30 protein-coding genes are annotated in these 24093 nt (G+C 56.1%); 17 read left to right on the forward strand and 13 right to left on the reverse strand.

Annotated features, from left to right (window positions below):
* The first annotated feature begins 19 nt into the window (after nucleotides 1-19).
* From RJT48_RS14490 to RJT48_RS14510, 5 genes are all read left to right on the forward strand, one after another.
* Nucleotides 20-658, forward strand: a complete 639-nt coding sequence (locus RJT48_RS14490; protein ID WP_311173049.1) for a GAF domain-containing protein — start codon at nucleotides 20-22, stop codon at nucleotides 656-658.
* On the forward strand, nucleotides 561-1172 hold the full coding sequence (locus tag RJT48_RS14495) for a sensor histidine kinase (RefSeq protein WP_311173218.1): 612 nt from the start codon (nucleotides 561-563) through the stop codon (nucleotides 1170-1172). The genes RJT48_RS14490 and RJT48_RS14495 overlap by 98 nt, the downstream gene beginning before the upstream one ends.
* Nucleotides 1173-1334: 162 nt before the next feature.
* Entirely contained in the window at nucleotides 1335-1991 is a 657-nt protein-coding gene (locus RJT48_RS14500) for a DUF4382 domain-containing protein (protein ID WP_311173050.1), read from the forward strand.
* Nucleotides 1981-2178: a DUF8029 family protein gene (locus RJT48_RS14505; RefSeq protein WP_311173051.1), complete on the forward strand. Its 198-nt coding sequence runs from the start codon at nucleotides 1981-1983 to the stop codon at nucleotides 2176-2178. The genes RJT48_RS14500 and RJT48_RS14505 overlap by 11 nt, the downstream gene beginning before the upstream one ends.
* A gap of 208 nt (nucleotides 2179-2386) precedes the next feature.
* Entirely contained in the window at nucleotides 2387-2659 is a 273-nt protein-coding gene (locus RJT48_RS14510; protein ID WP_311173052.1) for a hypothetical protein, read from the forward strand.
* An 89-nt stretch (nucleotides 2660-2748) separates the two neighbouring features.
* On the opposite strand, the gene RJT48_RS14515 is transcribed toward RJT48_RS14510, so the two are convergent.
* A complete protein-coding gene (locus RJT48_RS14515) occupies nucleotides 2749-3576 on the reverse strand; it encodes a ZIP family metal transporter (protein ID WP_311173054.1) in 828 nt (275 codons plus the stop codon).
* Between the two features lie 222 nt (nucleotides 3577-3798).
* On the opposite strand from RJT48_RS14515, the gene RJT48_RS14520 reads away from it, so the two are divergent.
* From RJT48_RS14520 to RJT48_RS14530, 3 genes are all read left to right on the forward strand, one after another.
* Nucleotides 3799-4269 (forward strand): DUF7575 domain-containing protein, encoded by a 471-nt coding sequence (locus RJT48_RS14520; RefSeq protein WP_311173055.1) that lies wholly within the window; start codon nucleotides 3799-3801, stop codon nucleotides 4267-4269.
* An 85-nt stretch (nucleotides 4270-4354) separates the two neighbouring features.
* A complete protein-coding gene (locus RJT48_RS14525) occupies nucleotides 4355-4600 on the forward strand; it encodes an AbrB/MazE/SpoVT family DNA-binding domain-containing protein (protein WP_311173056.1) in 246 nt (81 codons plus the stop codon).
* Nucleotides 4600-5028, forward strand: coding sequence for a type II toxin-antitoxin system VapC family toxin (locus RJT48_RS14530; protein ID WP_311173057.1), 429 nt, complete (start codon nucleotides 4600-4602; stop codon nucleotides 5026-5028). Before RJT48_RS14525 ends, RJT48_RS14530 begins: the two co-directional genes overlap by 1 nt.
* A 27-nt stretch (nucleotides 5029-5055) precedes the next feature.
* Here the strand turns inward: RJT48_RS14530 and RJT48_RS14535 are convergent, their stop codons facing one another.
* The 6 genes from RJT48_RS14535 to RJT48_RS14560 form a co-directional block, all read right to left on the reverse strand.
* Nucleotides 5056-5484 carry a CopG family ribbon-helix-helix protein gene (locus tag RJT48_RS14535; protein ID WP_311173059.1) on the reverse strand — a complete coding sequence of 143 codons (429 nt, stop codon included), beginning with the start codon at nucleotides 5482-5484 and terminating at the stop codon, nucleotides 5056-5058.
* Nucleotides 5485-5539: 55 nt separating this feature from the next.
* Entirely contained in the window at nucleotides 5540-6025 is a 486-nt protein-coding gene (locus RJT48_RS14540) for a DUF8154 family protein (protein ID WP_311173060.1), read from the reverse strand.
* Nucleotides 6015-6734: a nucleotidyltransferase domain-containing protein gene (locus RJT48_RS14545; RefSeq protein WP_311173061.1), complete on the reverse strand. Its 720-nt coding sequence runs from the start codon at nucleotides 6732-6734 to the stop codon at nucleotides 6015-6017. Before RJT48_RS14545 ends, RJT48_RS14540 begins: the two co-directional genes overlap by 11 nt.
* Before the next feature lie 102 nt (nucleotides 6735-6836).
* Nucleotides 6837-7976 (reverse strand): glycosyltransferase family 4 protein, encoded by a 1140-nt coding sequence (locus RJT48_RS14550; protein ID WP_311173062.1) that lies wholly within the window; start codon nucleotides 7974-7976, stop codon nucleotides 6837-6839.
* A gap of 127 nt (nucleotides 7977-8103) precedes the next feature.
* Nucleotides 8104-8604, reverse strand: a complete 501-nt coding sequence (locus RJT48_RS14555) for a PIN domain-containing protein (RefSeq protein ID WP_311173063.1) — start codon at nucleotides 8602-8604, stop codon at nucleotides 8104-8106.
* A complete protein-coding gene (locus RJT48_RS14560) occupies nucleotides 8591-8839 on the reverse strand; it encodes a UPF0175 family protein (protein WP_311173064.1) in 249 nt (82 codons plus the stop codon). Before RJT48_RS14560 ends, RJT48_RS14555 begins: the two co-directional genes overlap by 14 nt.
* Nucleotides 8840-9203: 364 nt before the next feature.
* Here RJT48_RS14560 and RJT48_RS14565 point away from each other — a divergent pair, with 364 nt between their 5' ends.
* The 3 genes from RJT48_RS14565 (at nucleotide 9204) to RJT48_RS14575 (ending at nucleotide 10767) form a co-directional block, all read left to right on the forward strand.
* Nucleotides 9204-9737: an OB-like fold-containing membrane protein gene (locus RJT48_RS14565; RefSeq protein ID WP_311173065.1), complete on the forward strand. Its 534-nt coding sequence runs from the start codon at nucleotides 9204-9206 to the stop codon at nucleotides 9735-9737.
* Nucleotides 9730-10242: a metal-dependent hydrolase gene (locus RJT48_RS14570; protein ID WP_311173066.1), complete on the forward strand. Its 513-nt coding sequence runs from the start codon at nucleotides 9730-9732 to the stop codon at nucleotides 10240-10242. The genes RJT48_RS14565 and RJT48_RS14570 overlap by 8 nt, the downstream gene beginning before the upstream one ends.
* A 168-nt stretch (nucleotides 10243-10410) precedes the next feature.
* The gene (locus RJT48_RS14575; RefSeq protein ID WP_311173067.1) at nucleotides 10411-10767 is read left to right on the forward strand and encodes an HVO_A0114 family putative DNA-binding protein; all 357 of its coding nucleotides are present in this window, start codon (nucleotides 10411-10413) and stop codon (nucleotides 10765-10767) included.
* Nucleotides 10768-10787: 20 nt separating this feature from the next.
* On the opposite strand, the gene RJT48_RS14580 is transcribed toward RJT48_RS14575, so the two are convergent.
* Together RJT48_RS14580 and RJT48_RS14585 are read right to left on the reverse strand one after the other, a co-directional pair.
* Nucleotides 10788-11114, reverse strand: a complete 327-nt coding sequence (locus RJT48_RS14580) for a DUF5615 family PIN-like protein (RefSeq protein ID WP_311173068.1) — start codon at nucleotides 11112-11114, stop codon at nucleotides 10788-10790.
* Nucleotides 11115-11116: 2 nt separating this feature from the next.
* On the reverse strand, nucleotides 11117-11431 hold the full coding sequence (locus RJT48_RS14585) for a DUF433 domain-containing protein (protein ID WP_311173069.1): 315 nt from the start codon (nucleotides 11429-11431) through the stop codon (nucleotides 11117-11119).
* A gap of 225 nt (nucleotides 11432-11656) precedes the next feature.
* On the opposite strand from RJT48_RS14585, the gene RJT48_RS14590 reads away from it, so the two are divergent.
* From RJT48_RS14590 to RJT48_RS14605, 4 genes are all read left to right on the forward strand, one after another.
* Nucleotides 11657-12904, forward strand: coding sequence for a sulfatase (locus RJT48_RS14590; RefSeq protein ID WP_311173070.1), 1248 nt, complete (start codon nucleotides 11657-11659; stop codon nucleotides 12902-12904).
* A 1-nt stretch (nucleotide 12905) separates the two neighbouring features.
* The gene (locus RJT48_RS14595) at nucleotides 12906-14063 is read left to right on the forward strand and encodes a glycosyltransferase family 4 protein (protein ID WP_311173072.1); all 1158 of its coding nucleotides are present in this window, start codon (nucleotides 12906-12908) and stop codon (nucleotides 14061-14063) included.
* Nucleotides 14064-14089: 26 nt separating this feature from the next.
* Nucleotides 14090-15199, forward strand: a complete 1110-nt coding sequence (locus RJT48_RS14600) for an alkaline phosphatase family protein (RefSeq protein WP_311173073.1) — start codon at nucleotides 14090-14092, stop codon at nucleotides 15197-15199.
* A 789-nt stretch (nucleotides 15200-15988) separates the two neighbouring features.
* Nucleotides 15989-17125: a hypothetical protein gene (locus tag RJT48_RS14605; protein WP_311173074.1), complete on the forward strand. Its 1137-nt coding sequence runs from the start codon at nucleotides 15989-15991 to the stop codon at nucleotides 17123-17125.
* Nucleotides 17126-17163: 38 nt separating this feature from the next.
* Here the strand turns inward: RJT48_RS14605 and RJT48_RS14610 are convergent, their stop codons facing one another.
* The 3 genes from RJT48_RS14610 to RJT48_RS14620 form a co-directional block, all read right to left on the reverse strand.
* Nucleotides 17164-18192 carry a glycosyltransferase family 4 protein gene (locus tag RJT48_RS14610; protein WP_311173075.1) on the reverse strand — a complete coding sequence of 343 codons (1029 nt, stop codon included), beginning with the start codon at nucleotides 18190-18192 and terminating at the stop codon, nucleotides 17164-17166.
* Nucleotides 18193-18272: 80 nt separating this feature from the next.
* Nucleotides 18273-19127 (reverse strand): glycosyltransferase family 2 protein, encoded by an 855-nt coding sequence (locus RJT48_RS14615; RefSeq protein ID WP_311173076.1) that lies wholly within the window; start codon nucleotides 19125-19127, stop codon nucleotides 18273-18275.
* Between the two features lie 181 nt (nucleotides 19128-19308).
* On the reverse strand, nucleotides 19309-20448 hold the full coding sequence (locus tag RJT48_RS14620; protein ID WP_311173077.1) for a polysaccharide pyruvyl transferase family protein: 1140 nt from the start codon (nucleotides 20446-20448) through the stop codon (nucleotides 19309-19311).
* Nucleotides 20449-20585: 137 nt separating this feature from the next.
* Here RJT48_RS14620 and RJT48_RS14625 point away from each other — a divergent pair, with 137 nt between their 5' ends.
* On the forward strand, nucleotides 20586-22004 hold the full coding sequence (locus tag RJT48_RS14625) for a sulfatase family protein (RefSeq protein ID WP_311173078.1): 1419 nt from the start codon (nucleotides 20586-20588) through the stop codon (nucleotides 22002-22004).
* A 6-nt stretch (nucleotides 22005-22010) separates the two neighbouring features.
* Here RJT48_RS14625 and RJT48_RS14630 read toward each other — a convergent pair whose 3' ends face one another.
* On the reverse strand, nucleotides 22011-23429 hold the full coding sequence (locus RJT48_RS14630; protein ID WP_311173079.1) for a flippase: 1419 nt from the start codon (nucleotides 23427-23429) through the stop codon (nucleotides 22011-22013).
* Nucleotides 23430-23619: 190 nt separating this feature from the next.
* Here RJT48_RS14630 and RJT48_RS14635 point away from each other — a divergent pair, with 190 nt between their 5' ends.
* Nucleotides 23620-24090: a dTDP-4-dehydrorhamnose 3,5-epimerase family protein gene (locus RJT48_RS14635; RefSeq protein ID WP_311173080.1), complete on the forward strand. Its 471-nt coding sequence runs from the start codon at nucleotides 23620-23622 to the stop codon at nucleotides 24088-24090.
* Nucleotides 24091-24093: the final 3 nt, after the last annotated feature.

Here is a 24093-nt window from a genome sequence, read left to right on the forward strand (position 1 = left end):
TTCGGCGTAATCGAGTGGTATGAGTACCCCCGAAACGACGAGTTACTTCCGCGATCTCTACGAGATCGGGATCGATCGCTCGCTCTCCCTGGAGGAGAAGATCGAGCGGGCGATCACCATCGGGCGAGACCGACTGGACGTGCCCTACGGCGTGCTCTCGTACACCGGCAGCGGCGACTACGAGATCATCGACTCGACGTTTACTGATGGCGATTACGTCGCCGGGTCGGTACACGACCTCGACACCACGTGGTGTCGACACGTTGTCGGCGATCAACAGGTCCTCGCGATCTCCGATGCGGCGCATTCGGCGTACAGTGACGACGTGGCCCGCAACGCGACGAACCTCCAGTGTTACATTGGCGGCCCGATTCTCGTCGACGGCGAATCCTACGGGACGCTCTGCTACTCGGGGGAAGAGCCACGCAGCAGCGACTTCACCGAAGACGAAAAAACAGTTCGTGCGGCTGTTGAGCCAGTGGATCAGCTACGAGCTGGAACGGGAGAAACACTACGAGATCCTCGACCGACAGAACGAACGGCTCAACGAGTTCGCCGGGGTGCTCACACACGACCTGCGCAATCCGCTGACTGCGGCCCGTGGCTACACCGAACTCGTCTCGGAACTGGTCTCGGATCCCGAAGCGGGCTACCTTGAGACGGTGCTCGAATCGCTCGATCGGATGGAAGCGCTCATCACCGAAACGCTGACCCTCGCTCGGGAGGGTGGTGACGTCGGCGAGCGGGAGCCCGTCGACCTGCACGCGGTCGCCCGGACTGCGTGGGACACGGTCAATCCGAGTGGGGCTCACCTCGAACTCGCCGCCGACAGAGACTTACTCGCCGACAAATCTCGGCTCCGACAGCTCTTCGAGAACCTGTTCCGGAACGTCGGCGAACACTGTGGCGACGACGTGACGGTGGGCGTTCGCGGCACCGACGACGGGTTCGTCGTGGCCGACGACGGTCCGGGACTGCCGCAGTCGATCGCCGACTCGCTGTTCGACAGCGACGCCGAACCGGACCACGTCGGATTGGGGCTTTTGATCATCGAGCGGGTCGTGTCCGGCCACGGCTGGGACGCACGCGTCGAGGTCGACGACGGGACGCGATTCGTCTTCTCCGGCGTCGGCCGAGTCACGGAGACGATCAGCGACGAGCACCGGTATTAGGGAGCCTCGCGGTACGAGGAGGTGTATCACGATATACGGGGGGCGTCCGACCGTTTACCCGAATTATCCCGTCGATATCGGCGTTAAACGACAACAAAACACCGAGACTCGGGTTCACGGAGTCGCCGTCTTAAGCCCGTCCTCCCCAAAGGAACGACTGCAATGACCGAACTCAACAGACGGAGCTATCTGCAAGCGACAGGCGTCGCAGCGGCGGGAATGGTCGGACTGGCAGGCTGTAGTGAGAGCGCCTCGGCGACCGGGACGCTGGCCACGCAAGTCACCGACCAGCCGGGGGACATCGCGGATTTCGAGTCCTGCGTCGTCACGATCCAGGGTATCTGGATCAAGCCGGGCGAGGGCGGGGACGGCACGGAGACCACAAACACCGTCACCGAATCGACTGCCGGCACGAGCACCGACGTCGTCGAACAGGAAGAAGGCGACGTCGACGAGGGCGACGACCGGGAGTACCACGAGTTCGACGAGGCCCAGGAGGCCGACCTCGTGGAACTCCAGAACGGCAACACCGAGCTGATCGACGAGCGGGAACTCGAAGCAGGCCGCTACGAGTTCCTCCAGCTCGACGTGACGGACGTCGCGGGCGTCCTCGACGGCGGCGAGGAGGCCGACGTCGACACGCCCGGCGGGGCGCCGCTGCAGTTCAAACACCCGTTCGAGATCCGCGAGGAGCAGGTGACGACGTTCACGGGCGACTTCACGCCCGTCAAGCGCGGCCAGACGGGACGGTACCTCCTCCAGCCCGTCGCGCAGGGAACGAGCGTCGACTACGAGGACGTGACGGAGGATGGCAGCTAATCTCCCGCTGCTGTTCGACGGGGCGTTCACGTCGATTCCGGGCTTGATCGGGATGCTGCTCGTGGTGCTCTTGGTGCTCGTCGTGGGGCGCGTCCTGCTGGCGCTCGCCTGGCGGGTCGTCCTCCTCGCCCTCGCGGTGAGCGTCGGCCTGTGGGCGCTCGGGTTGGTCGGGCTGAGCCCGATCTGACTCGGGAGGGGATCGCTGGGAGCCCGCGTCTGTCCATCGAGGGTTTCATCGAACCACTCGTGAGGACTTTTTCGCGTCCGGTGGACTGAACCAGCCGTTCGAGCGAGTGGGTCGCTCGACTGAACGAACGATTAGCAGCCATTAAGTGTCAGTTAAGTGTCTAAAAGTTCGATACAATTTATTAATACTCTATTCGTTGGAGGGTCCAATGCTCGATTTCTCGACCGAGAAGGAACAGGAAGTGCTTGTCAAGTATCAAATCAAAGACCAAGAATCACTCCCGCAGGCTCTCGTGAGGAGTTTTGAGAAAATCGATACCAGCCCACACAAGCGGAAACAACCCCTTCAAGAGTGGGTAGATGTTGATAGTCTTTCCACGACCGTAGTTTCAGAAAACGTTCACTACGTATCTGCGAGGATCTGGGATCATCCGACCTACATCACCTCTAACGCTATCGTGATCTATTCATCAAACAACTAGGGACCTCCCTGTCGTGGACGATTCTCGATTCGAGTACGGAACCCATTCGATCGTATCCATCCGGAGTTGGCCGACACAGCCTCTGTCCGTCACCCCAGCGAGATATCCAGATACAGCATCACCACGATCCCGAGAATCGTCCCCAGGGTCGCGACGCGTTCGTTGCCGCCGGTGTGGGTTTCGGGGACGATCTCGTCGCTGATGACAAACAGCATCGCGCCCGCGGCGAATCCCATCGCATACGGGAGCAGCGCCGAGACGGCGCCGACGGCGTAGGCGCCGATGACGGCCAGCGGGATCTCCACGAGCCCCGAGCGGATCCCCGTGAAGACCGCGTACGCCCGGCGGTCCAGCCCGGCGTTGACGGCGGCAACGGAGACGGCGAGGCCTTCGGGGATGTTCTGGATGCCGATCGCGAGCATCAGCGGGATCGCGTTCGCGACGTCGCCGCTGCCGAAACCGACACCGACGGCGAGCCCTTCCGGCATATTGTGCAGCGTGATCGCCAGCACGAAGAGGACGACCGGCGCGAGCCTGTCGGCGTCGACGCCGATCGAATCGCCCGGATTCGCGGCATCCGCCCGCCGCCGGCCGGTCAAAAGGAAGTGGGCGTGGGGGACGAGGCTGTCCGAGCGGTCCAGAAAGAGCGCACCGAGCACGACGCCGACCAGCACCGGAATCGGATTGCCGTTGGAGTAGATCTCGATCCCGGGGATGATGAGACTCGTAAAACTGGCCGCGAGCATAATCCCCGCGGCGAACCCGAGCGCGCCGTCCAGCGAGCGCTCCGAGGGGTTCCGCCAGACGAGCACGAGCGACGCGCCGAAGAGATTCATCCCGGCGATGACGAGCCCGCCCACCAGGCCGTGGACGACCGGATTCACACCGAACCACTCGACGAACACCTCTGCGATCATCCCGGTCGAGCCCCCGCGTGTCGGGGCCGGTGCTCCCCGCCGCGTGTCTGTCGCCTCGGCGTCGCTGCGGGAATATTGGTGACTAAGCCGGGTGAACGGCCGTGCATATCTCCCGACTCAGGGCGGAGTGGGATAAGTATTGGCCGCAGGTCGGAGGGTGAGTCTCCGGATCGGCGCGAAGTAAACCCACAAAACTAATCCGAGGCGTCCGAACGGGAACGTATGGGCAACCAGCGAGGGAAACGACCGTGGCTCGCGGCGCTGCTCGGAACGCTCGCCACCGGCCTCGGGCACTTCTACCTCCGGCGCTGGAAGCGCGGTCTCGGCTGGTTTCTGGCCGCGGTCGTCGCGTCGTTTCTGTTCGTGCCGGCGGACGCCGCACAGGCGTTTCTCGCCGGCGACGGCGATCCGATGACGCTCCTCCCGGTGATCGCCGTCGGCGTCGCGAGCGTGGCAGACGCCTACGTCCTCGCGCGGGATCGACAGCGTCGGCAGTCGGCGGAGTCCGAGGCGTCGACGTCGACGGTCTCGCTCGGGACTGGCGACGGGGCGCCGATCCCCGGTGTCGACGCGCCGTCGGGAGGCTCGGACGAGGGGGCGTCGTGTCCCAACTGCGGGAAGGAGCTGGATCCGGAACTCGACTTCTGTCCGTGGTGTACGGAGCGGTTGGATGGGGACGAAAACGCCGATTGATTCGCTCCTGCGGATCTTTGTATAGGGATTATCACACAGCACAAGCAGAGCAACTTGTATGGCACTGGAATCAGTATGGGGCCGTATGGCAACTGAGCACGGTCCAGAGGAGACGAAAGTGAGCGACCGGGGGATGGTCACGATCCCGGCGAACCTCCGCCGACGTCTCGATATCGAACCAGGCGACAAACTTCGCTGGACCACGGACGACGAGGGCAATCTCTCTGTCGAGGTGGTGAAACAGCGTGAGGGTGTCTTCGATGACTTCGAGCCGGTGGATGCGGGTGCGACGAACGCCGTCGAGGCCGAGAGTGAGTTCGGAGCCGAGTGATGGCGGTCGCGCTCTTGGATACGAACGTCCTCTTTGCGAGTGCGAGCGAACGCGACGAATTTCACAGCCGTAGCCGGCAGATCATCCGTGGAATCGATCACGGAGCGCTCCCGGATGTCGTCGTGACGAACTACGTGGTCGCCGAGACACTGAACCTCACTCGCGAGAAACTGGGCCCAGACGCTGCAAACGAACTGCTGGACAGACTCCTGAGGGGTGCACACTTCGAGGTAGACCACGCACCGAAAGCCGATTTCAACGCCGCGCAGGCGATTTTCCGTCAGTACAACGAGCTTTCGTTTGTCGACTCAGCGATCGTCGCGTATATGCGGCGAACCGATATCGAATACCTGTACTCTTTCGACGATGGCTTTGACGGCGTAGGAGACATTTCGCGCTTGGAGACGGCTGACAATCCGTTCGAGTAGCGGTCTCCCTTCTGGCGTCGGGAACCGCTATTCGAACTCCCCGAACCCGCTGAAGTCGTCGACGGGCATCACGGAGTAGTCGACGCTGAGCGTGTCCTGTGTCGCGCGGATCTTCCCGACGAACGTGGAGATGTCCTCGAGGCCGCCTTCGAGGACGAACAACTCCATACAGCGGTGCTCGCCGACGTGGCTGTGGAAGTTCGAGGCGACCAGCGACTCGTACTCGTGGCGGAGGTGCATCATCCGCTCTTCGACGTTCGTGGTCTCGTACTCGAAGACGACGGTCACCACGGCCATCAGCTCGCGGTCCTCCAGTCTGGTGTCCTCGAACTCGCCGAGTAGGTTTCGGGAGGCTTCGCGGACGACTTCGCTGCGGCCGGTGTAGCCGTGTTCCTCGGCGAACGTGTCGATTCGCTCGACCAACGATTCGGGCATCGAGACGCTGACGACGGTCATATATTAAATCAAGTCTCGATCGATATTAATTATTGGTAAATCCCCGCGTTTCTCGTCAGCAGACGCAGTCGTGGGCTCGTCCAGCGAGCTTCGGGATATGATCGTGCATACATTCGGCGTACGCCAACATCGTCGTCGCTTGCTCGGCAGTTGCACGCTCCTGTTGATAGTATGTACTATTCCGGTGGTTCTTCCAGAGTTCGATCAGTTCGTCTTTCGTTGATCGAGAAAATATGCCAGCCTGTGCCCCGTAGTCGAACGTGTCCTCGTGAGATAGTAGCTCGTTGGACTCCGCCAGTCCTCGCTCAACCACGTAGAACTGCACCGTTCGTTCCAGTGCCGCAAACGACCCTTCGACTACCAACGTGTGATACCGATCGATATCTCGCAACGCCCGTATGCCATCCAAAATGCGACACGCCTTCCGCAACTGCAGGAGTGCGTCGCCCTCGACGTTGAGCCCCGGCTCCACAGTACCGCGTTGGTTGAACGCCGCGACGATAGCACTCAACTCGTCGCTGCACGGATCCTCACTGCTCATCGTCGACCTCCGCAGCGTCAGCACCGCCTAATACGACGTCCTTCACCCGCTCTAATGATTCGGAATCCTCGATCACGATGCCCTCAGCCAGTATCTCGTCAATTCCGTTGTCTGCTTTGCCGTGGTTGAGTGCTGATTCCACGGACTCGACTAACACCTCGAACTCGTATCGGTCGCCCGCTTCGCCGAATCGCGTGTCGCTCAGGTCGACAGCGATGTCTGTCGCCGTGCGTCGCGCCCGCAGGAGTTCGTCGCTGTCGTCGATCAGGATCCAGATGTCGATATCGGACTGCCGGTCGGCCTCACCACGTGCGACGCTCCCAAACACCACGAGTGCTGACAACGACGGCACCGCTGTACGAGCCCGCTCGGTGAATTCCTTCACCGGTTTGCGGAACTCATCCTGCGGAAGCGCGAACAGCGGCTCGTCCGGGATAGTCGCTCGCTCGCGGTTCAAACGCACGTTGCGACTGCGCCCGCTTTCATCCACACGGACGAGCTCTAACTGCTGGAGTAGATCGACTGCGCGCGTCGTCGTCTTCGAGCCGTTCCCCGTAATTTCGCGGAGTTGGCGGACGGTAAACTCCCTGAACGGGTTCCGGATCAGCAGTTCGAGGACGTCTTCGATTGCTTTGTACCGGAATACTTGCTCTTCCCCGAATGGGAAGGGTATTTGCAAGCCAATATATTGTTCACTCTGGGTGTCCATAGAACCCCAGAGTGTCCAATAAGCATAAAACGTTTCGCCATCGGCTCCCGTCGTTCCCGCTTGGCGACCACCTCGTGATGGACTGCCAGGGAAAGAGGATCACTACCACGACCCATTCACAGCACGCCGATACGCCTGCTCGGCTTGGGTGGCAACGACGTCCCAGTCGTAATTCTTTGCACGTTCCCGTGGATCCCGCTCAGGTCGTTCATCCGCAAGCGTGCGTCCGAGAACGTCGGTGAGGCTGTCGACGTTCGGATCGGCGAGAAAGCCGGCATCACCGATGACCTCGTCGGCCGCGGAGTCAGGGTGGTCGGCGGCGATGACGGTACAGTCGGCCGCCATCGCCTCCGCGAAGGTGAGCCCGAACCCCTCGCGTGTGCTGGGAGAGGCGAAGACGTCGGCGGCGCGCATCTGCCCGAGGACGTCCTCGTCGTCGTCGAGGAAGCCGAGGAAGTCCACGCGGTCGGCGTGTGTGAGGGTGTCGCGCTGCGATTCGAGTCGGTCGCGTTCGGGCCCGTCGCCGACGATACCGAGGGTGGCGTCGTGGTCGGCGGCGACGTCGTCGAAGGCTTCCAGGAGGAGGTCGACGTTCTTGTGTTCGATGAGTCGGCCGGCGAAGAGGACGTCGTGGCCGGAGTCGGGGAGCGGCGCGTTCCGGATCTGCTCGACGTCGATGCCGTTGGGGACGATTTGGATGTCGGTTCGGTCGGGGCCGATCGCGGCGAGTCGGTCGGCGGTTTTGCTGGAGATGGCGATCGGGTGTTGTGGGGTGCGAGCGGTGAGGTGTTCGGTGACTTTGCCGAACGGGGCGAGGTGGCCGAGGTACTCGTCCCAGTAGTCGCCCCAGACCTCGTGCCAGGTCGTGACGAGTGGCGTGTTCGTGTTGAGGCTGGCGAGTCTGGTGGCGAGAACGGGGAAGTACGGGAAGACGCTGGCGACGACGACGTCGTGTTCGTTTCGTCCGAGGTGTCGTCGGAGCGGTGGGATCGATCGGGCCGCGAAGTCCATCGCTTCCGTGATCGAGCGGCGCTCGCCGGCGTAGAGTTCTGCTTCCGGAGCGACGGCTCGAAGGGTCATTCCCTCGTGGGTCGTCTCTTCGGGGCCGTCCCAGAAATGGCGACCGTAGACAGTGACGTCGTGGCCCTGGTCGGTGAGGCGGGTGCCGATCTCGTGGATGCGCTTTTCTGCACCGCCCTTGTTAAAGGGAAAAACCACGTTACTCACGAAGGCCACGTGCATTGTCCGATGTGGCTTGGGGCAGCGACAATGCTCTTTCGATGTGTCTGACGATTATCTCTTTCCGAAGATCACCGCTTTTGGAACCAATGAGTTCTCTCTACGTCGAACTGCTTGCTTCCGAGACACGCTACTCGATTTCCTCTTCGCTCCGGCGGAGGACTTCCGCATAGAGTTCGTCATCGATCCAGAACCCGGCATCACGGAGGGCGTCGAGTTCCGACCGGATGTCGACGGTCCCGGCTCGTACTCCCCGGAGCAAGAGTCCAATAACACCGGTTACGTCGAGACCGTGTCGTCGAGCGACGCGTCGTCCCTCCTGCTCATCTAGCAGAACGAGATCTGCATCGCTTTCGAGCGCATACGTGATCGCGGCGGTTTCTCCGGCGTCCAACTCGCGGGCGATCTCGACGTACAGGGCAGAGCGGTCGACGGCGACATCGGTCAGTGTCCCCTGTTCTCGCAGCGAGTGCAGATTCGGGAAGTCATCTTCGCCAGCCGCGAGTTCCTCCCAGACTCGATTGGGGACGTGAACCGTCTCGAATTGCGTCTCGAGGAGATCCAATCGATCGATCAGTGCGAGATTCAAAAGCGGCGACGTGTCGCTGACGACACCCTCACCGGGAGGCATAATCGACGTCTTCGGCTAGTTCGGTCTCGGTGTAATGGCGTTCGACCCCGCGATCGCCGAGTAGCCGGTGGAACTCACGCTTCGAGAGGTCGGCAAGCGCTCTCGCGTTGCCGAACGAGAGGATGCCACGGCCGTATAGCGAGACGGCCAGTTCGACTTTGACCGTGGCTTCGCGCTCGTCGGCAGGCAGATCGAGCGCCTCGTAGATCTCGTCGTCGATCTCGATCTCGGCCATATACCCCGTTCGGCGCGTTCTCGCTTGAGTCTTTGGTCGACACTGTTCGGTACTGTTTCGTTGGGAGAGGAACGGTACAGAGATGACTTCGGAAGCCCCCGCGTTCTCGACTCGGGGGCCTCGCTGCGGTCCTCGTCGTTCGCTCCGCTCACTCCTGCGGTCCTTGCTTCGTCCGCCGTCATCGAGAACGCGGCCCCTTCCATTCCCGCCCGAGAGTATTCTTCGGGCCAGCAATCGCTCGACTGACGACCAGATGCTCTCGCGTCGGTCGAAAGGGGGGTACTTCGCTTCGATGCCGTTTGGTGGGCCTGTCCGACGAACGAGTCTAACTTTTTAGCGTGCTCGCTCGAACGTCCCGCTATCGATGCTTGAGACGGCACGGGGACGGATCGTGGTCGTCCTGTTCCTGCTCTGTGCACAGGCCGCGCTCTTTCCGCTCTTTGCGGTGCAACCGGTCAACGAGGAGGCGTGGGTCCTCGCCGACGAGGGGGAGTTCGTCAGCGACCCGGAGGAGTATCTCGGCGATCGCGTGGAATCCGAGGGGATCGTCCAGGAGACGGAGCCGATCGTCGTCAACGTCGAGACGACGAGTGGCACGCATCGCGTGACGGTCGTCGGGACGTCGCTTGCGCCGGAACGGGGTGATACAGTTCGCGTCTATGGGACATTGATCGAGTCGAGTACGATCGAGGCGATCGACGCCTTCGTGGTTCCCCAGCGCGGTCGGTGGTACGCGTGGGGGATCTCCTTTTTCGCCGGGCTGTGGGTGCTCTCGCGGCTGCTACGACACTGGACGGTGGATCGATCGACGCTGGGCTTTCGCCCGCGGGACGAGCCGATCTCGATGCGGGAGTTGCTTCGATCGGTCTGGCCTCCCGGAGGGTCGACGGATGCCTGATCTCCTGGCACACGTCTTCATCGCGTACAGCATCTGTCGCGTCCTGTCGTGGCGCTGGGAGTGGCTCACGACCCAGTACGTCACGGTCGGGATGGTCGGCGCGTTCATCCCGGATCTCGTGAAAATCAAGCTTCTGGTGCCCAGTGCGGTCGTCGAACGGCTGCTCGGCGTCCCGTTCGACTGGGGGAGTCTGGCGACGGGCGGCGGGACGCTCCTGAGCGTCTGTATCGGGCTCGTGCTCCTGACGTCGACAGAGCGCCGGCGGGGTGGGGTGTTGCTGGGCATCGGCGCGGGCACTCACCTGCTGGCGGATAGTCTATTGTTGACGCCGACGGGTCACTCCGTGCAGCTCTTCTGGCCGCTGTCGCAGTACAAGGTGCCGAGTCCCGGCCTGTATCTGAGCACCCAGCCCGAACCGATGCTGGTCACCGGCGGGGTGGCCGTGCTCGTGTGGGGCGTGCATCGGTATGTGGTGGACGGTGAGGGATCGACTCGCGGCGCGTGAGCGCAACACTATTGTCGCTGTGAAAATCCCGACGAAGTGACCTCCCTCGGCAACATCGAGGATACAATGACTGAACGCACTGACGACGGCTGACCCGACAAGTACCGCGACCCCCGTGATCGCCCGCATCCCAGTGTGCTTCGCATCACTGTCGAGTCTTTCGAGGAGATGCGTGAGGACACGCTCGGCGCGGTCGGGGCGATCAGCGAGGCCGAGGAGCAGCCCGCAGTCGTCTCGTTCCGCACGGTCGGTGAGTTGCGGAAAATCCTCACTGACTGCCGGATCGAACTTCTGCGAGCGCTGATCGCGACCGACGGTGCGGCCGAGAGTATCGCAGCGCTCGCAGACGACCTCGATCGGGACTACCGTTCGGTCCACGACGACGTCTCGCTACTCGCGGACTACGGGCTCCTGTTCCTCGTCGACGACGGCCGGTCGAAACGACCGTACATTCCCTACGAACGGATCCGTCTCGACGTCGAATTCGTCGGCCGGCAGCCCGACGAAGAGCCGGCGCCGGCGTGAGCGGTTCAAGATAGCCCCGGTCAGAGCGCAGAGAGCCAAATAGGCTCGGTCTCCGCCGGATCGAACGGTAACGCCTCGATGCGGGCGACTGCCGCTCGAATCTCGCCGCCGGACATATTCTGTGGCGCGACGAAGACCGGGACACCGACGTCTCGATCCGCAAAGTCCTTCACATCGGTCGACAAGATCGCTGCTCCTTCGGAGGCTGCGTACTCCGCGATCGCATCGTCGGTCGCATCCGGACCGAGTCCCGGGATCTCCCGGGTGTATGCGACGTCGTGACCGTCTCCCCGGAGTGCGGAGACGTACTCCTCGGGCACGTTCGCGTCGGCGAGAATCCGAAACACGACTACTCCGCTTCCTCGCTCGACGGCGACGCGTCCTCACCTCGGAGTTCGTCGACGAGTTCGCGCGTGTCTCGCTCACCGTCGCGGCGCGTCTGTGCCGCCTCCCGCTCACGTTCCTCGAACGTATCGCGGTGTTCGTAATAGTATGCGAGCGCGCCGAAGAGTTCCGCCATCGAAATCCCGTACTCCCCGGCAACGACGTGTGGATCCTCCTCGGCGTCGATCACGCGCCGCTTGACGTCCGAGACCGTGATCCGCGTGCCCTCCACCCGTGGCTCACCCGAGCGGATCGCGTCGTCTTGGACGATCGAACTCATACACGTCTGTAGGAACGATTTCGGCTTAGTCCTTCGGGACTTCGGAACAGTACCGTTCGGACACGGACGGGGCGAAATGAGGCGGACGAACGGATCCGACGAAACGAAGTGGATGATGGCCTCGGAAGCACCCGTGCTCTCGACGTCGGTTCTCCGAGTTGTGACCGCTTATCTGAATAGTCGCTGACGTAACATCTATACCGCTCCACTCGCTGGGTTCAGTCGATGAGCGAGTGTTGGGAGAACGTCATCTTGCTCTCCGCGGACGCGCTTCGCGCGGATCACCTCTCCTGTTACGGGTATTCTCGGGAGACCTCACCCATCCTCGACGAACTTGCGGATGAGAGCCTGCGATTCGCGAATGCCTACAGCGCGAGTTCGCACACGCGCGAGGCGGTGCCGGCGCTTCTGACCGGGCGGTATCCGGACGTCGCGGTCGATTCGGGGTATCACCTGGCGTCCGAGACGATCGCGGAGACGCTCTCGGCGGCGGGGTACGCGACGGCGGGCTTTCACTCGAATCCGTTCGTCTCGCGGGCGTACGGGTTCGACCGGGGGTTCGACCACTTCGACGACGACCTGCATCTGGGCCAGCACAAACTGATCGCGCTGGCCCAGCGGGCGCTCGACAAGGTCCGGAATCGGCACTACGCGCGAGCGGAGGAGATCAACGAGCGGTCGCTTTCGTGGGTGGATTCGCTGGCCGACGGTGAGTCGTTTTTCCTGTGGAACCACTATATGGACACCCACGGGCCGTACGAGCCGCCGGGGGAGTACGCGACGCTGTATTCTGCGGCAGGGTTGTCGGGACGGGACGCCCAGTCGCTGTATCAGCGGGCTATTGATGATCCGGAATCGATCACGGACGAGGAACGGCAGTTGCTGGTGGATCTGTACGACGGGGAGATCCGGTACAACGACGCGAAGATCGGCGCGTTCCTGGACGCGCTTCGGGAGCGTGAGTTGTTGTCGGAGTCGCTTGTGATCGTGACGGCCGATCACGGGGACGCGTTCGGCGAGCACGGCTACTACGAGCATCCGCGCTATCTGCACGAGGAACTCACGCACGTGCCGTTGCTCGTGCGGCCACCGGGTGGAGAGAGTGGGGTCGTGGAGGGGGCAGTTAGTACGCTGGACGTGGCGGCGACGGTCGGCGGCGTCGGTGACGGTGTTTCGCTGGTGGGGGATATTGATGAGGATCGGCGCGTGTTCTCGCAGGCCCGCGGGGAGGACGCGGACAGTCACCTGCGGCGGTACGCGGTTCGGAGCTCTGGGGGGGTGTGTTTCTGTGAACGCGATCGGGAGACCGGCGCGATCGAGTTTACTGATGGGTTGGATCGGTCGCTTCGGTCGGCGTTGGAGGCACACGTCGAGGCGCGGGTGCGCGTCGAGACCGGTGATTCGTCTGCGGGTGAGGCGGACGTCGACGAGGAGATCGAACGGCGGCTGAGTGCGCTGGGGTACAGGGAGTAGTATGGAGGACTCGCTACGCGTCTGTCTCATCTCGAAGCAGTTCCCGCCGGGCGTCGGCGGGGCGGAGACGTACGCGTCCGAACTCGCGAATGGATTGGCCGAACGGGGGCACGACGTCGACGTGTACACCCAGTGGATCGACAGCCCTGACGAGGAGGCGGACGTCCACGAGCACGTGACGGTGCATCGAATCTGCAAGGCGCGGCGGAAGCTCGTCACGTTCGAGACGCTGTGGTTCAGCTACCGGGCGCGGCGCGAGATCGACTTCGAGGAATACGACATCGTCCACGGGACGATGATGCCCGCCTCGACGGTCGCGGTGACGCCGTTCAACGACGTGGAGACGCCGGTGGTGTTGACGAGCCACGGGACGTCGATCGGTGAGACGAAGGCGGTCGCGCTGGAGACGCCGGCGGATTATCTGCTGAAGTTCTTCTTCCATCCGATGAACGTCGCGATGGACTACGTCGCGAGTCGGGACGCAGATCGGGTGATCGCGATTAGTGATCACGCCTACGAGCAGTTGACGACGTGGTACGGGCTTCGTGAGGACGAGGTGGAGATGATTCCGCACGGCGTCGACACGGAGTGGTTCTACCCACGCGAGGAGCAGCATCCGGCCGTCGACGAGGGGAAGACGACGCTGCTGTACGTGGGTCGGTTGGGAGCGCGAAAGGGATTGGATCTGGCGTTGCGGGCGTTGGCCGAGGTTGACGACGAGGACGTGGAGTTTCTGATTGCCGGGACGGGACGCCACGAGGAGACGCTGCGGGAGTTGGCGCGGGAGTTGGGGATCGCGGAGCAGGTGCGGTTTCTGGGGTATGTTGGGGACGAGGAGTTGCCCGTGCTGTACTCGTCAGCGGACGTGTTCGTACTGCCGTCGCGGTACGAGGGGTTCGGGCTCGTGCTGCTGGAAGCGATGGCGTGTGGGACGCCCGTGATCGGGGCGGATGCAGGGGGGATTCCGACAGCAGTTAGTGATGAGGAATATGGAGTCGTAGTAGAGCGTGACGCGAATGCAGTTTCGAAGGAGATCTCTCGATTGTTGAATGACAATGTTCGTGAACGGATGAACGCAGAAGCGTTACGCGGTAGCAAGACGATGACTTGGGAAGGGACTGTGCGAAATGTCGAGGAAATATACAGACGAAACAGATAAGTGCAGTTCTATCTCCAAATACAACAATGAAATTACTTGTTATCGGATGGGACGGTGCTTCCCACCGACATCTCGATAAATTTGACTTACCTTACTGGGATTCGTTGGATCACAACGGCAAATTACTCCCGTCTGAACTCTTTCACAGGGCGACCTATATTAGCAGCGCAAACGCTTGGACGACGATGACGACCGGAGCCTCCTTCGAGGAGCACGAAATTCTCGGGTTTGTATACGGAAAATATTCGGGTCATCCCCTTTCTGGTGCAATTCGAAAGGCAGCGATGACGGAAGCACTACCGACGTTTTTCCGACGCGTGTTAGTCAGCGAAATTCTCGGTCGATTCGCTACTGACGGTGGTCGAATGGCGAAGGATCACATTCAGAGCACTGACGTCGGATTCAAGCGCGTCTGGGAAATGCTCCCCGGTCAATCTCTCGTATTCGGGTTGCCACTCACCTATCCCGTTCCGGAGACGGACGGGATTCTCGTGTCGGGTATTCCAGCACCGACCTACGAGGAGGCAACTCAGCCGCTCGTCGCACCACAGGCACTCGAATCGACTGTATACTCTGAGGATTTCAGTGGATACTACGTCGACCTCAATTCGCCAGTACACGATTCGACGGTCTCGGAAGCGAACTATACCGATGCTCACCTGGAAAAGTCTGAACGAATCGTCGACACGTATCTGGACCTGTACAACAACGAGATGACTGAAGACCCCGAATTCGGGTTCCTTATGCTCCGGTCTATTGATGATCTACTTCACGCAACGGACGACGAGACGCATATCCAAACTACGTACGAAAAGATCGACGCACTCACAGAGCGGTTGGTTGATGAAATTGATCCGGATAACGTGTTGATCCTTTCAGATCACGGGATGCGTCCGACTTCGTTTATGCGGGTCGACTCTGATCTCCGAATGGATCACGACACGCGAGAAGGCGTTTGGGGAGGGACAACCGACTTCGGAATATCGAGACAGTCTGATGTTACTCCCTCCATTTTAGAACACTTTGGTGAGAAGAGAGCGGTCCCTGTCAACAAAGACTCTCACGAGCTAGAATCCAGCCGCTCGGTGGATGGGACAGCTGTTCACGAGAGACTTGAAGATCTGGGATACGCATAAGCACTCTTGAGCTGAATTACTATTTGGACTCGAAGAAGATTGGATATGGGATCTCCACGAAGAATGAATGCTATTCACTGGTCAGTTGGTTTCCTTCGCAAATACGCTCCAGTTATTGCATCCGTGTTCTGTCTGCTGGCGTTATATATATTCATCTCTATTGGATTTCGATCCGTCCTTGGGCCGGTATTGGGTGGTGTGATCGGAGGGATATCAGCTATAGTCGTACTGTACCTTCACGGATCCATTATTCGAGATACACAAGATCAAAAACGGGTTCCTCCCGATTATCGTTTTTCAGTCGTTATTACCTGCTTGTACGTGAGTTCTATCATTATTATGTATCGTTTTGTTTTATATGATCGCCCATTAATTCACTACGCCGTATTTGGTATTTTTGCGGGGTATATCGCATACGAGATAGCGACTGGTGCGCGACGAGTGAGAGTCGTCCCACAGATCCTTGTTCTCGCATTCTTCACTTATTGGAGTTCACAGTTCGCTTTCCCGGCCGGCGCGTATTCACCCGACGTCCAAGGGAGGGGACTTCCAGCGATCAGAGAGGGACTTGCTCAATCTCACATCTCTCTCGAATTCTCTACGTATATTGGGTACTTTATGTACGTAGCGGAAACATCTCGTCTTACTAATCTCGCCCCTGAAATGGCGTACTATGTGTTAGCAACGATCATACTTGTGGGGACACTACTAATCCTTTCAGTCCTTGACTTAGCATTACCCCAGATATCGCGAGAAATAGCCCTGTATGCTTCCTTACTTTTCGGCTGTATGAGTTGGACACTCGGACGTGGGATGTATCCGAATAAACTGAACTTTTTCTATCCGCTGATCCTCTTAGTTGGCCTTACCGCGCTTAGACTCTTTTCAGCAACGAGTGACGCAGAGTATAACAGATGGCTCATCATTGGAATTGTCGTCAGTCCCGCACTAATCTTCGGTCATCGATTTAGTTCGGGAGCTGCAATGGTTTTCCTTGGATCGATTGGAATATTCATCGTGCTGTACTACACGCTTCTAAAAAGTGAATATCAATCACGATCTCGCGGACTAACGTTGGGCTTCATCGGAGCATATATTCTGGCCATCGTTGGGAATCCCCTCCATTCAGGACCTCTACTTGGACGGTTTTCCAGTCTACTATTATCAGTATTAGCCCCCGCTAGTTCATCTGCTACAGGAGGGCCCGGGCGATATTCGGAGTTCTCTTTGGATCTGCTTTTAGCGAACACGGCAGGTCAGGCAATTCTTTTCGGATTAGCTATCTTCGGAGCAGCACTTGTCATTCGCCGCTCAGACTGGGAATACGATCTCGTGATTTTCTGGATGGGTGTATTATCCGTATTATTGATCGGAAGTCTCGTACTCAATGCCAGAGATTTTCAACCTCAACGATTCTACGCGCTCCTTGGATTATTCGGACTTAATATCTGTGCAGGAGCTACCCTAGTGGCCACCAAACGAATTGCCCCTCGGAAGGTTGGACCTCAGATTCTTGCTATCACTGTCTGTATCTTTGCTGTCGTCAGTCTCGTCTCACCAATTGCGGGTTTGGCGTTATCTCCGTTTAATGATGAAATCCCACATTTCCCAAAGTACGACACGGAGCAAAGCATAGAAGGAAATGATTGGGTAGATGAATTTGCAGAGAATTCATCGTTGATTGTCCCACCTAATAGCGAAATACCAATCAAGCGAAGTAGTCTGACTCGTGGAGAGGTTGCTCTTGATGAGGTTGAATCAGGAGAAACCTACGTGTATAGTGATTTATCCAACCGATCCGGTGTTATCATTGACGACGGTCGAAGTATTGGTGGACGAAGTTTCGTCTTTGTCGGACCTCCAGCCACAAGTTTAGATTCTGCTATATACTCTAATGGACAAACAATGACATACCTGAGAAGTTAGCCTGCTTTAATCTCTCTAACGTAGTTGAAAACTATCTACTAAATTTCGCTCATAACGTCATTAAAGGTTGATTTGAAATCCTGTTTTTTTGAGTCAGTATCAAACTTGCTTCCGAGAGTTTGAGCGGTTGTTGATAGTTTTTCACGATCTTTGAAAGAAAGGTCGAAATACCGGTTTATCCCCGAAGCAATATCAGTAGATGTTGGATCTACAACCATATTTTCACCTAACTGCCTGACTACCGTATAATTGCCAGTTGTATTAGTAACGATCGTTGGAAGACCAGCTCGGAGGGCTTCTAAAACACTTACTGGAAAATTGTTAACTCGTGATGGCTGTACGTACAGGGAAGAAGATGCCAGCACTTCTGGTAGATCTTCTACGTAGCCGTGAACCACGACACCCGGTTCATCCTCAAATGATGATGGATAATCTTTTCCAACAAGTTGCAGTTTAGCATCTGGATGTTCTCTTCTGACATCCGCCCAAGCATCAACAAGAAGATCTTGGCCTTTATATTTGGAATATGATCCGACAGTGATAGCGGTCTTATTTCTAACATCTGGAGAAACTTCTCCTAACCTTTCGAATAACTCGGGCTGGACATACGGATTTGCTACGCCAGTAGGCTTGTTCTTGATAATTTCTGTTGCATATTTGCGTGAGAAATCTGAGACGGCGATAATTCCATCAATATATCGGTTGAATGTGAATTTCAGTGCGTTCATACCAAAACGAGAGATGACCTGATTTACCAGCGTTTCAAACTCATATGACGGGGATAGTAGTTTATACAAAGACATATCTCCGACAAGATATATCAATATGGAATCGCTCCCAATTCGGGCCGTTAGCGAACCATATAGGGCACGGGTCCCTTCTGCAATATATACATCATAGGTGGGTAGAAAAGCACCATTGAGGAGTTCTTCCGGTATCGAGTGTTGCAGCGATTGCAAAGGTAAGGAATATCGATCTAGACTAAGGAGATCAGCGTCAATCGCGTCTGCAAAACCCTTATGAGCGGGATGAGGCGCGTCACCGCGATAAATCATCGCTACGTCCATATAGTGGGAAAAGAAAGGGTCGGTAAGAATCTTTTCTCTCATTCAGTTGTCGATAGTGGAGCAGTAAGTTTAGGTTCAACTCACGGGTAAGATCCCTTACCCGTTTTGCCAAGAGCACCATCAACTGCCCCTTTCCAGAGAGCAGTTATCGCCTTGACATCCCGGTCTAATACCCGTCCGAGCGTCAACTGAAATAACAACCACAAATATGGGGTCCGCCATGATCCTACACGCTGGGAGAATCGGCGCGCGAATAGCCATCGATTACGGGCAGTGTAGTAGGATTTGAGTGCCTGATTTGAACTACTGCCTGCATCGTGGATTACATTTACATCAGCAGTTGTCACAAGTCGATAACCAGCTTCTCGGGCGCGGACTGCCCATTCAACATCTTCCCAATACATAAAATATCCCTCCGGAATGGGGACATCGCGTAAGAGGGAGGCGTCAACGAGTGCCGCTGCAAGTGGCATATGATCCGTCTCAACAATTCCAGTAATTGAATGAGTAAGATTACGTGCATTGATTTTCTCCATATCTAGTTCTGACTGAGAAAACCAAATCTCACCATCTGGATGCCGAATTAGCGGTGAGACAGCGCCAACGTCATCTTCAGAAACTATCGTTATGAGCTCGTCAAGTGAAAATTCCGTTGGGATCTTAATATCATTATTTAAAATCCATATGTAATCTGCCTCTTTTGTGAGTGCCGCATCTATCCCCTTGTTCATACCCTTCGCAAATCCAAAGTTATCCTCTAAGACTATCGTCTCGTCTGGAATCGCAGACTGTCTTAACTTTGACGCTGAACCGTCCGTCGAACCGTTGTCAACGGCGTAGAGACGGAGGTTAGACGAAAGTTCCGCGAGATCAGATAAGCAATCAAGCGTCTGTGAAGCGTCGTTATAGTTGAGGACGAGTGCAGCAACAATCATTAGTTAGTTATGTGCACCAAATGATTGACGTTTCGCTACATCATACTATCGGTATCTAAAAGCCTCAAGTTGCTTAATATCGATTGTATTTTCTAACAAGTTTCGGGATATCCGGTAAGTAATCCATACTGTCGCGTGATTTGTTGTTTCACCCATAGAGTGATTCGCGTGTTTTTTGAAACTAGCGGTACTCTTTTAGAACCACTCTTGGAATATATGTCAATAAGTGTAGGAAGGGTCGTGAGGATCCGGCCTCCCGATCTTGGTCATCGCAGTGCTCAAACATTTCCCAACAATCCTCTTCAAGTCCTTTTATGGCGTCTTCCGACTGTGAGATCGGTGTGTCACCATTGAGATTCTCCATTACGGAGTTCACTAGCTCTTCGCTTTTGATCGAATCATAATCTATCGATTTGGACACTTCAATCATCTCTAGAAAGGCGTCACATTTTGGAGTATAGGAGATTGGCGTAAACGGCGTTCTTTGACTGGCAGATAGAATCATACTATGCAACCGCATTGCAATTACTGCATCCGCATTTGAAATAATGAATTCAGCGTCTGCTATATCATACTCCTGATCAAAAATCACTGCATCCGTATCCATTTCTTTTGCTACTTTCTCTGAAAAAGCCCTATCACCCTCCCTAATGCGGTGGAACGGAAAAAACAAAATCGTATTATTTGTCTGACTGTTGAGAGAATCTAACGCCGAACTAAGCCCTGCTATATCGACATTTGAAGGAAGCCCTTCTCCCGAACGGATACAAATAAGAATGTACTGTTCTGGAAGGGTATACCTCCTATTTTGTTCTGGTTCCGAAATAAAGCCCGGATCGGGAACAACATCGATGGGTTCGTCAATACCCATTGAAAATAACCGATTCTTTGAGAGAAAATCGCGTACAGCAATCGCATCAACCATTTTCAAATACCGGCGTGAGGTTTCTTTGTCAACAGGATCACCATCAGCTACACCACCTATAACATATATTTTAGTTCCCAGTAAACTCGCGATAGCCACAATCAGGCTGTGCCGTCTGGCAAACGGCGTCCCCACAATAGAACCACCGCCAAGGATGATTAAATCAACATCTTTTGCAACAGAAATCCAAGTAAAAAAACTTTTTTCAATGTTGAGGATGGCTCTGTCGACAGAGGTAGCTTTGAGGGTCGCTTGTGGGTCAATCGTTGCTGCGATAACCTCATCAACTTGGTAGTGCTTGCGGCATAATTTTGCCAATCCAGAGAGGATTTTTTCGTCGCCTAGGTTTTTCGTCCCATAGGCTCCTGTTATCAGAACTCTATCGATATTCACCATTCTATATGAATAATTCAATTGTCCTAACATATCCTTTTTGCTGGCGCTATATATTGAGAAGTATAAATTATGCTAGACAAAAGCATCAGATATATTACGATACCTACATATAAAGGGACCAAACCAAAGATAGGAGTATGAACTCGGAGATTAAGAATGTCGTATTAATCGTAGTAGATGCTCTACGTACGGACCGAGTTGGGGTCTACTCTGGCGATGATCTAACGCCTAACATTGATTCGTTGGCCAACGATGGGGAAGTATTTGATCACAGTTTTTCGTGTGTTAACGCTACAGATTCTTCAGTAACTACAATCCTCACAGGATTGTACCCGACTCGCCACGGTGTGATAAACCATGGTGAGGGAGTAACAGAGGAAGAACAGCAGTTTGCCGCAGGGACGACACCTCTCCCCGAACTAATTGATTCGTCATACGAAGCAGTTGGTATCGATACACTCGAACGATGGCACCAGCGGGGCTTCGAGACGTACATCAATCCGCGACGCGAGCAAAGCAGTTCTCTGATTCAATATGTAGGAACGATAGTAGAGCAACTTCCGTCGTCCATAGAGGCATTCATAAAAGATATATACAGCCGTTCGACAGCCGATGACGTTCAGCCAACTCAATCGGAGGCGATAACAGATAATGCATTACACACTATTGGAAATACTACCTCTCCCTTCTTTTTATTCGCGCACTATTGGGATACACACATTCCATATATTCCCATAGAAGACCATTCAGAGAAAATCCGGGAACGAAAATACGACGAGAGAGATGAACCTCTTGAAAAATCCATAAAACCTATTGAAGGTAGTCCGTGGGCGAATCGTCTTGAAGAGAACCTGACCGGCGACTCAGAGACTGTCTTAGACCTGAAACGAAAATATGATGCAGGAGTCTGGCAGGCTGATCAGGCGGTCGGACGCATTGTAGACGAATTAAAACAAGGGGGGATATACGACGAAACGGCGATAATCGTCACGGCAGATCACGGAGAGAGCTTTACCGAGCACGGAATCCTCTTCGATCACCACGGACTCTACGATCCTACGATCCACGTCCCGCTGATAATCAAGGCTCCTGGATTTGAAGGACGAGAGGATCAATTTGTCCAACACTTCGACCTCGCTCCGACGATATTGGACTTGCTCGGAGTTGAGTATCAAAAAGAGAGATTTGATGGTGTTTCTCTCGTCACAGAGGGTCCGCGAACGCTCGATCGTGACGCCGTTTTCACAGAGGAGGGACACACCGCACGGAAACGGACGATTCGAACTCAGTCCTACAAATACATCAAAAGGTTAGACGATCGTAGTGAGTGCCGATACTGCGAGATTCGACACGCCGCTGATGAGGAACTCTACGATCTGGAAAATGACCCGGAGGAAGAACACAATATTGTAGACGAGGAACCCGAGGTGAAGGCCCGACTTGACGCACGACTCAACTCGTGGATAGAGCAGTTACCGGAGCCCTCCAAAGAAGAGACAATTTTCGACACGAGCCAAGAGGTGAAAGACCATCTCGAAGAGATGGGATATCTGTGATTGCTATTATGCGACTCTGAATCGGTTCGCCATCTCGAACGCGCGCGGCCGCAAATTGGGTAGTAGTAGAGCGACAATACAGTATACGATTGCACCAACGAAAATAAAGCCGGCTAGGTCGACCAGACTGCCTACCTCGTACATAGCTTCGAGGAAAAGTAATACTCCCGTCATCACGAGTGCTGCCAAGACGCATTCACTGATCTCTCGGTGGGGAAATCGGACACGAATGAACCTGCGAAGATAAATTAGATGTAGAAAATCGTTCAACAGTGAGGACGCGACAGTAGCGAATGCAGCCCCGAGGATACCAAACTCAAGAACGAAAATGACGTTTAAGACTGCATTCGAGACAACGCTCACAACCGTGGCTCGGGCAGCCAAGCCTGGCTTGTTAATAGCTTGGAGCGATTTTCCGACGACGAGTTGAATTGCCTGAAAGACTTTATCGCCCATCAACACGATCAGAACGACCGCAGCGGTGGTATACTCTTGACCGAATACAAATTGCAGTATCTCCTGAGAGAATACGACCGTTCCGAAGAACGCAGGTATAACAAAGAACAGTGATGGAGTCATCACCACGGCTATCAGATTTTCGATACTTTTTTTGGCCCCGTCAGCATTCCACTCACTCACCTGCGGGAAAATAGTCATCGCGATAGCATTACTAAACAGAATCGAAATTGCGGTCACGCGCCACGCGACTTCGTACGCTCCAACGTGTGCCTGCGTGAGGAACAGTCCGATGATTGCGACGTCCATCCAGCTATAAAAATACCCTCCAATGGACGAAACTACGTTGTATCTACCGTAGTCGAAGAGCGAACGGACGTGAGTGACGGTTGGCCTTCCTAACGTAACCGAACTCTTGTACCACCCCCAAACCAGCATCACTCCCAGCCCAGCCAGCAGACTGTATATCATCGCTTCCGCTTTGAGCCCGTAGCCGATGAGGAGGGCTCCTCCCCCAACCCAAATAGCCTGACGAGCGACGTTCAACACGGCTGTCTCGCCAACCCGAAGTTCACCCTTCAATACGACGAGCGACAGCTGTGCCACCTCTTGCAACACGATTGCGAGCGCGAGCAACACCGCAACATTAGCACCGATATAGCTGTTAAGCCACGGACGTAACAGGAGAATTCCCAGAACGATCACAGTGATCGGAACTAACTTGAGCACGATCGCACTTGATAGAAATTGTCCGGGAGACTCCCCCTCGCTGATGCGTTTCTCGACCGCACCTCGTAATCCGAAATCTGCGGGAATCGCGAGCATACCGAGCAGCGCCTGAAACAGAAAGAAGATGCCCATCTGCGAGGCACCGAGTTCTCGGGCAAAGAACGTAATACCGAGGAACTGAAGCCCCGCGCCGACAACGTTTGCCAAGAATAGTTTGAGGCTTGACCGTGCAAGATTCATCGGTCGGCCCTCGAAGTTCTTTTTTCGATCACTATCACACTCACGTAGATGACGATTTAGTGAGAAGACTTATCGCTGACGGATAAGAGTGCGAACTGCTTGTTCGAAGGGGAAGGTTCTGGCCGTGTGAGTCAAGATACGGCGACGACCACCAACTCTAAGATGGCCGAAAGACGCGTATGTCATAGGAATGAGTGAAATCCACGATGTCGAACTCAGAGATCTCCAAGTAAACGCCGACGAACGCGGCCATCTCGTCGAAGTCTTCAGAGAAGACTGGGACGAGTACGACCCCGGTCCAAAAATGTCCTACTACTCAATGACCTATCCGGGCATCACGCGTGCCTGGCACAAACACCACCGCGGCCAGATCGACCACTTCGTCTGCCCGAAGGGACGAATCAAAGTCGCCGTCTACGACGACCGCGAGGACTCCCCCACACAAGACGAATTGGACACCTTCGTCATCGGCGAACACAACCAGAAAGTAATCAGAATCCCGGGCGACTGCTGGCACGGCTTCAAGGCAATCGGCGATGAACCCGCGTTCCTCATCAACTTCCCGACGAACCTCTACGACTACGACGATCCCGACGAGGAACGCCTCCCCTACGACACGGACAAAATACCTTTAGACTGGGACGAAGAACCAAGCGGATGACAC

It is taken from the genome of Halobellus ordinarius (genome assembly GCF_031823395.1).
In the GTDB taxonomy this organism is placed as follows: domain Archaea; phylum Halobacteriota; class Halobacteria; order Halobacteriales; family Haloferacaceae; genus Haloquadratum; species Haloquadratum ordinarius.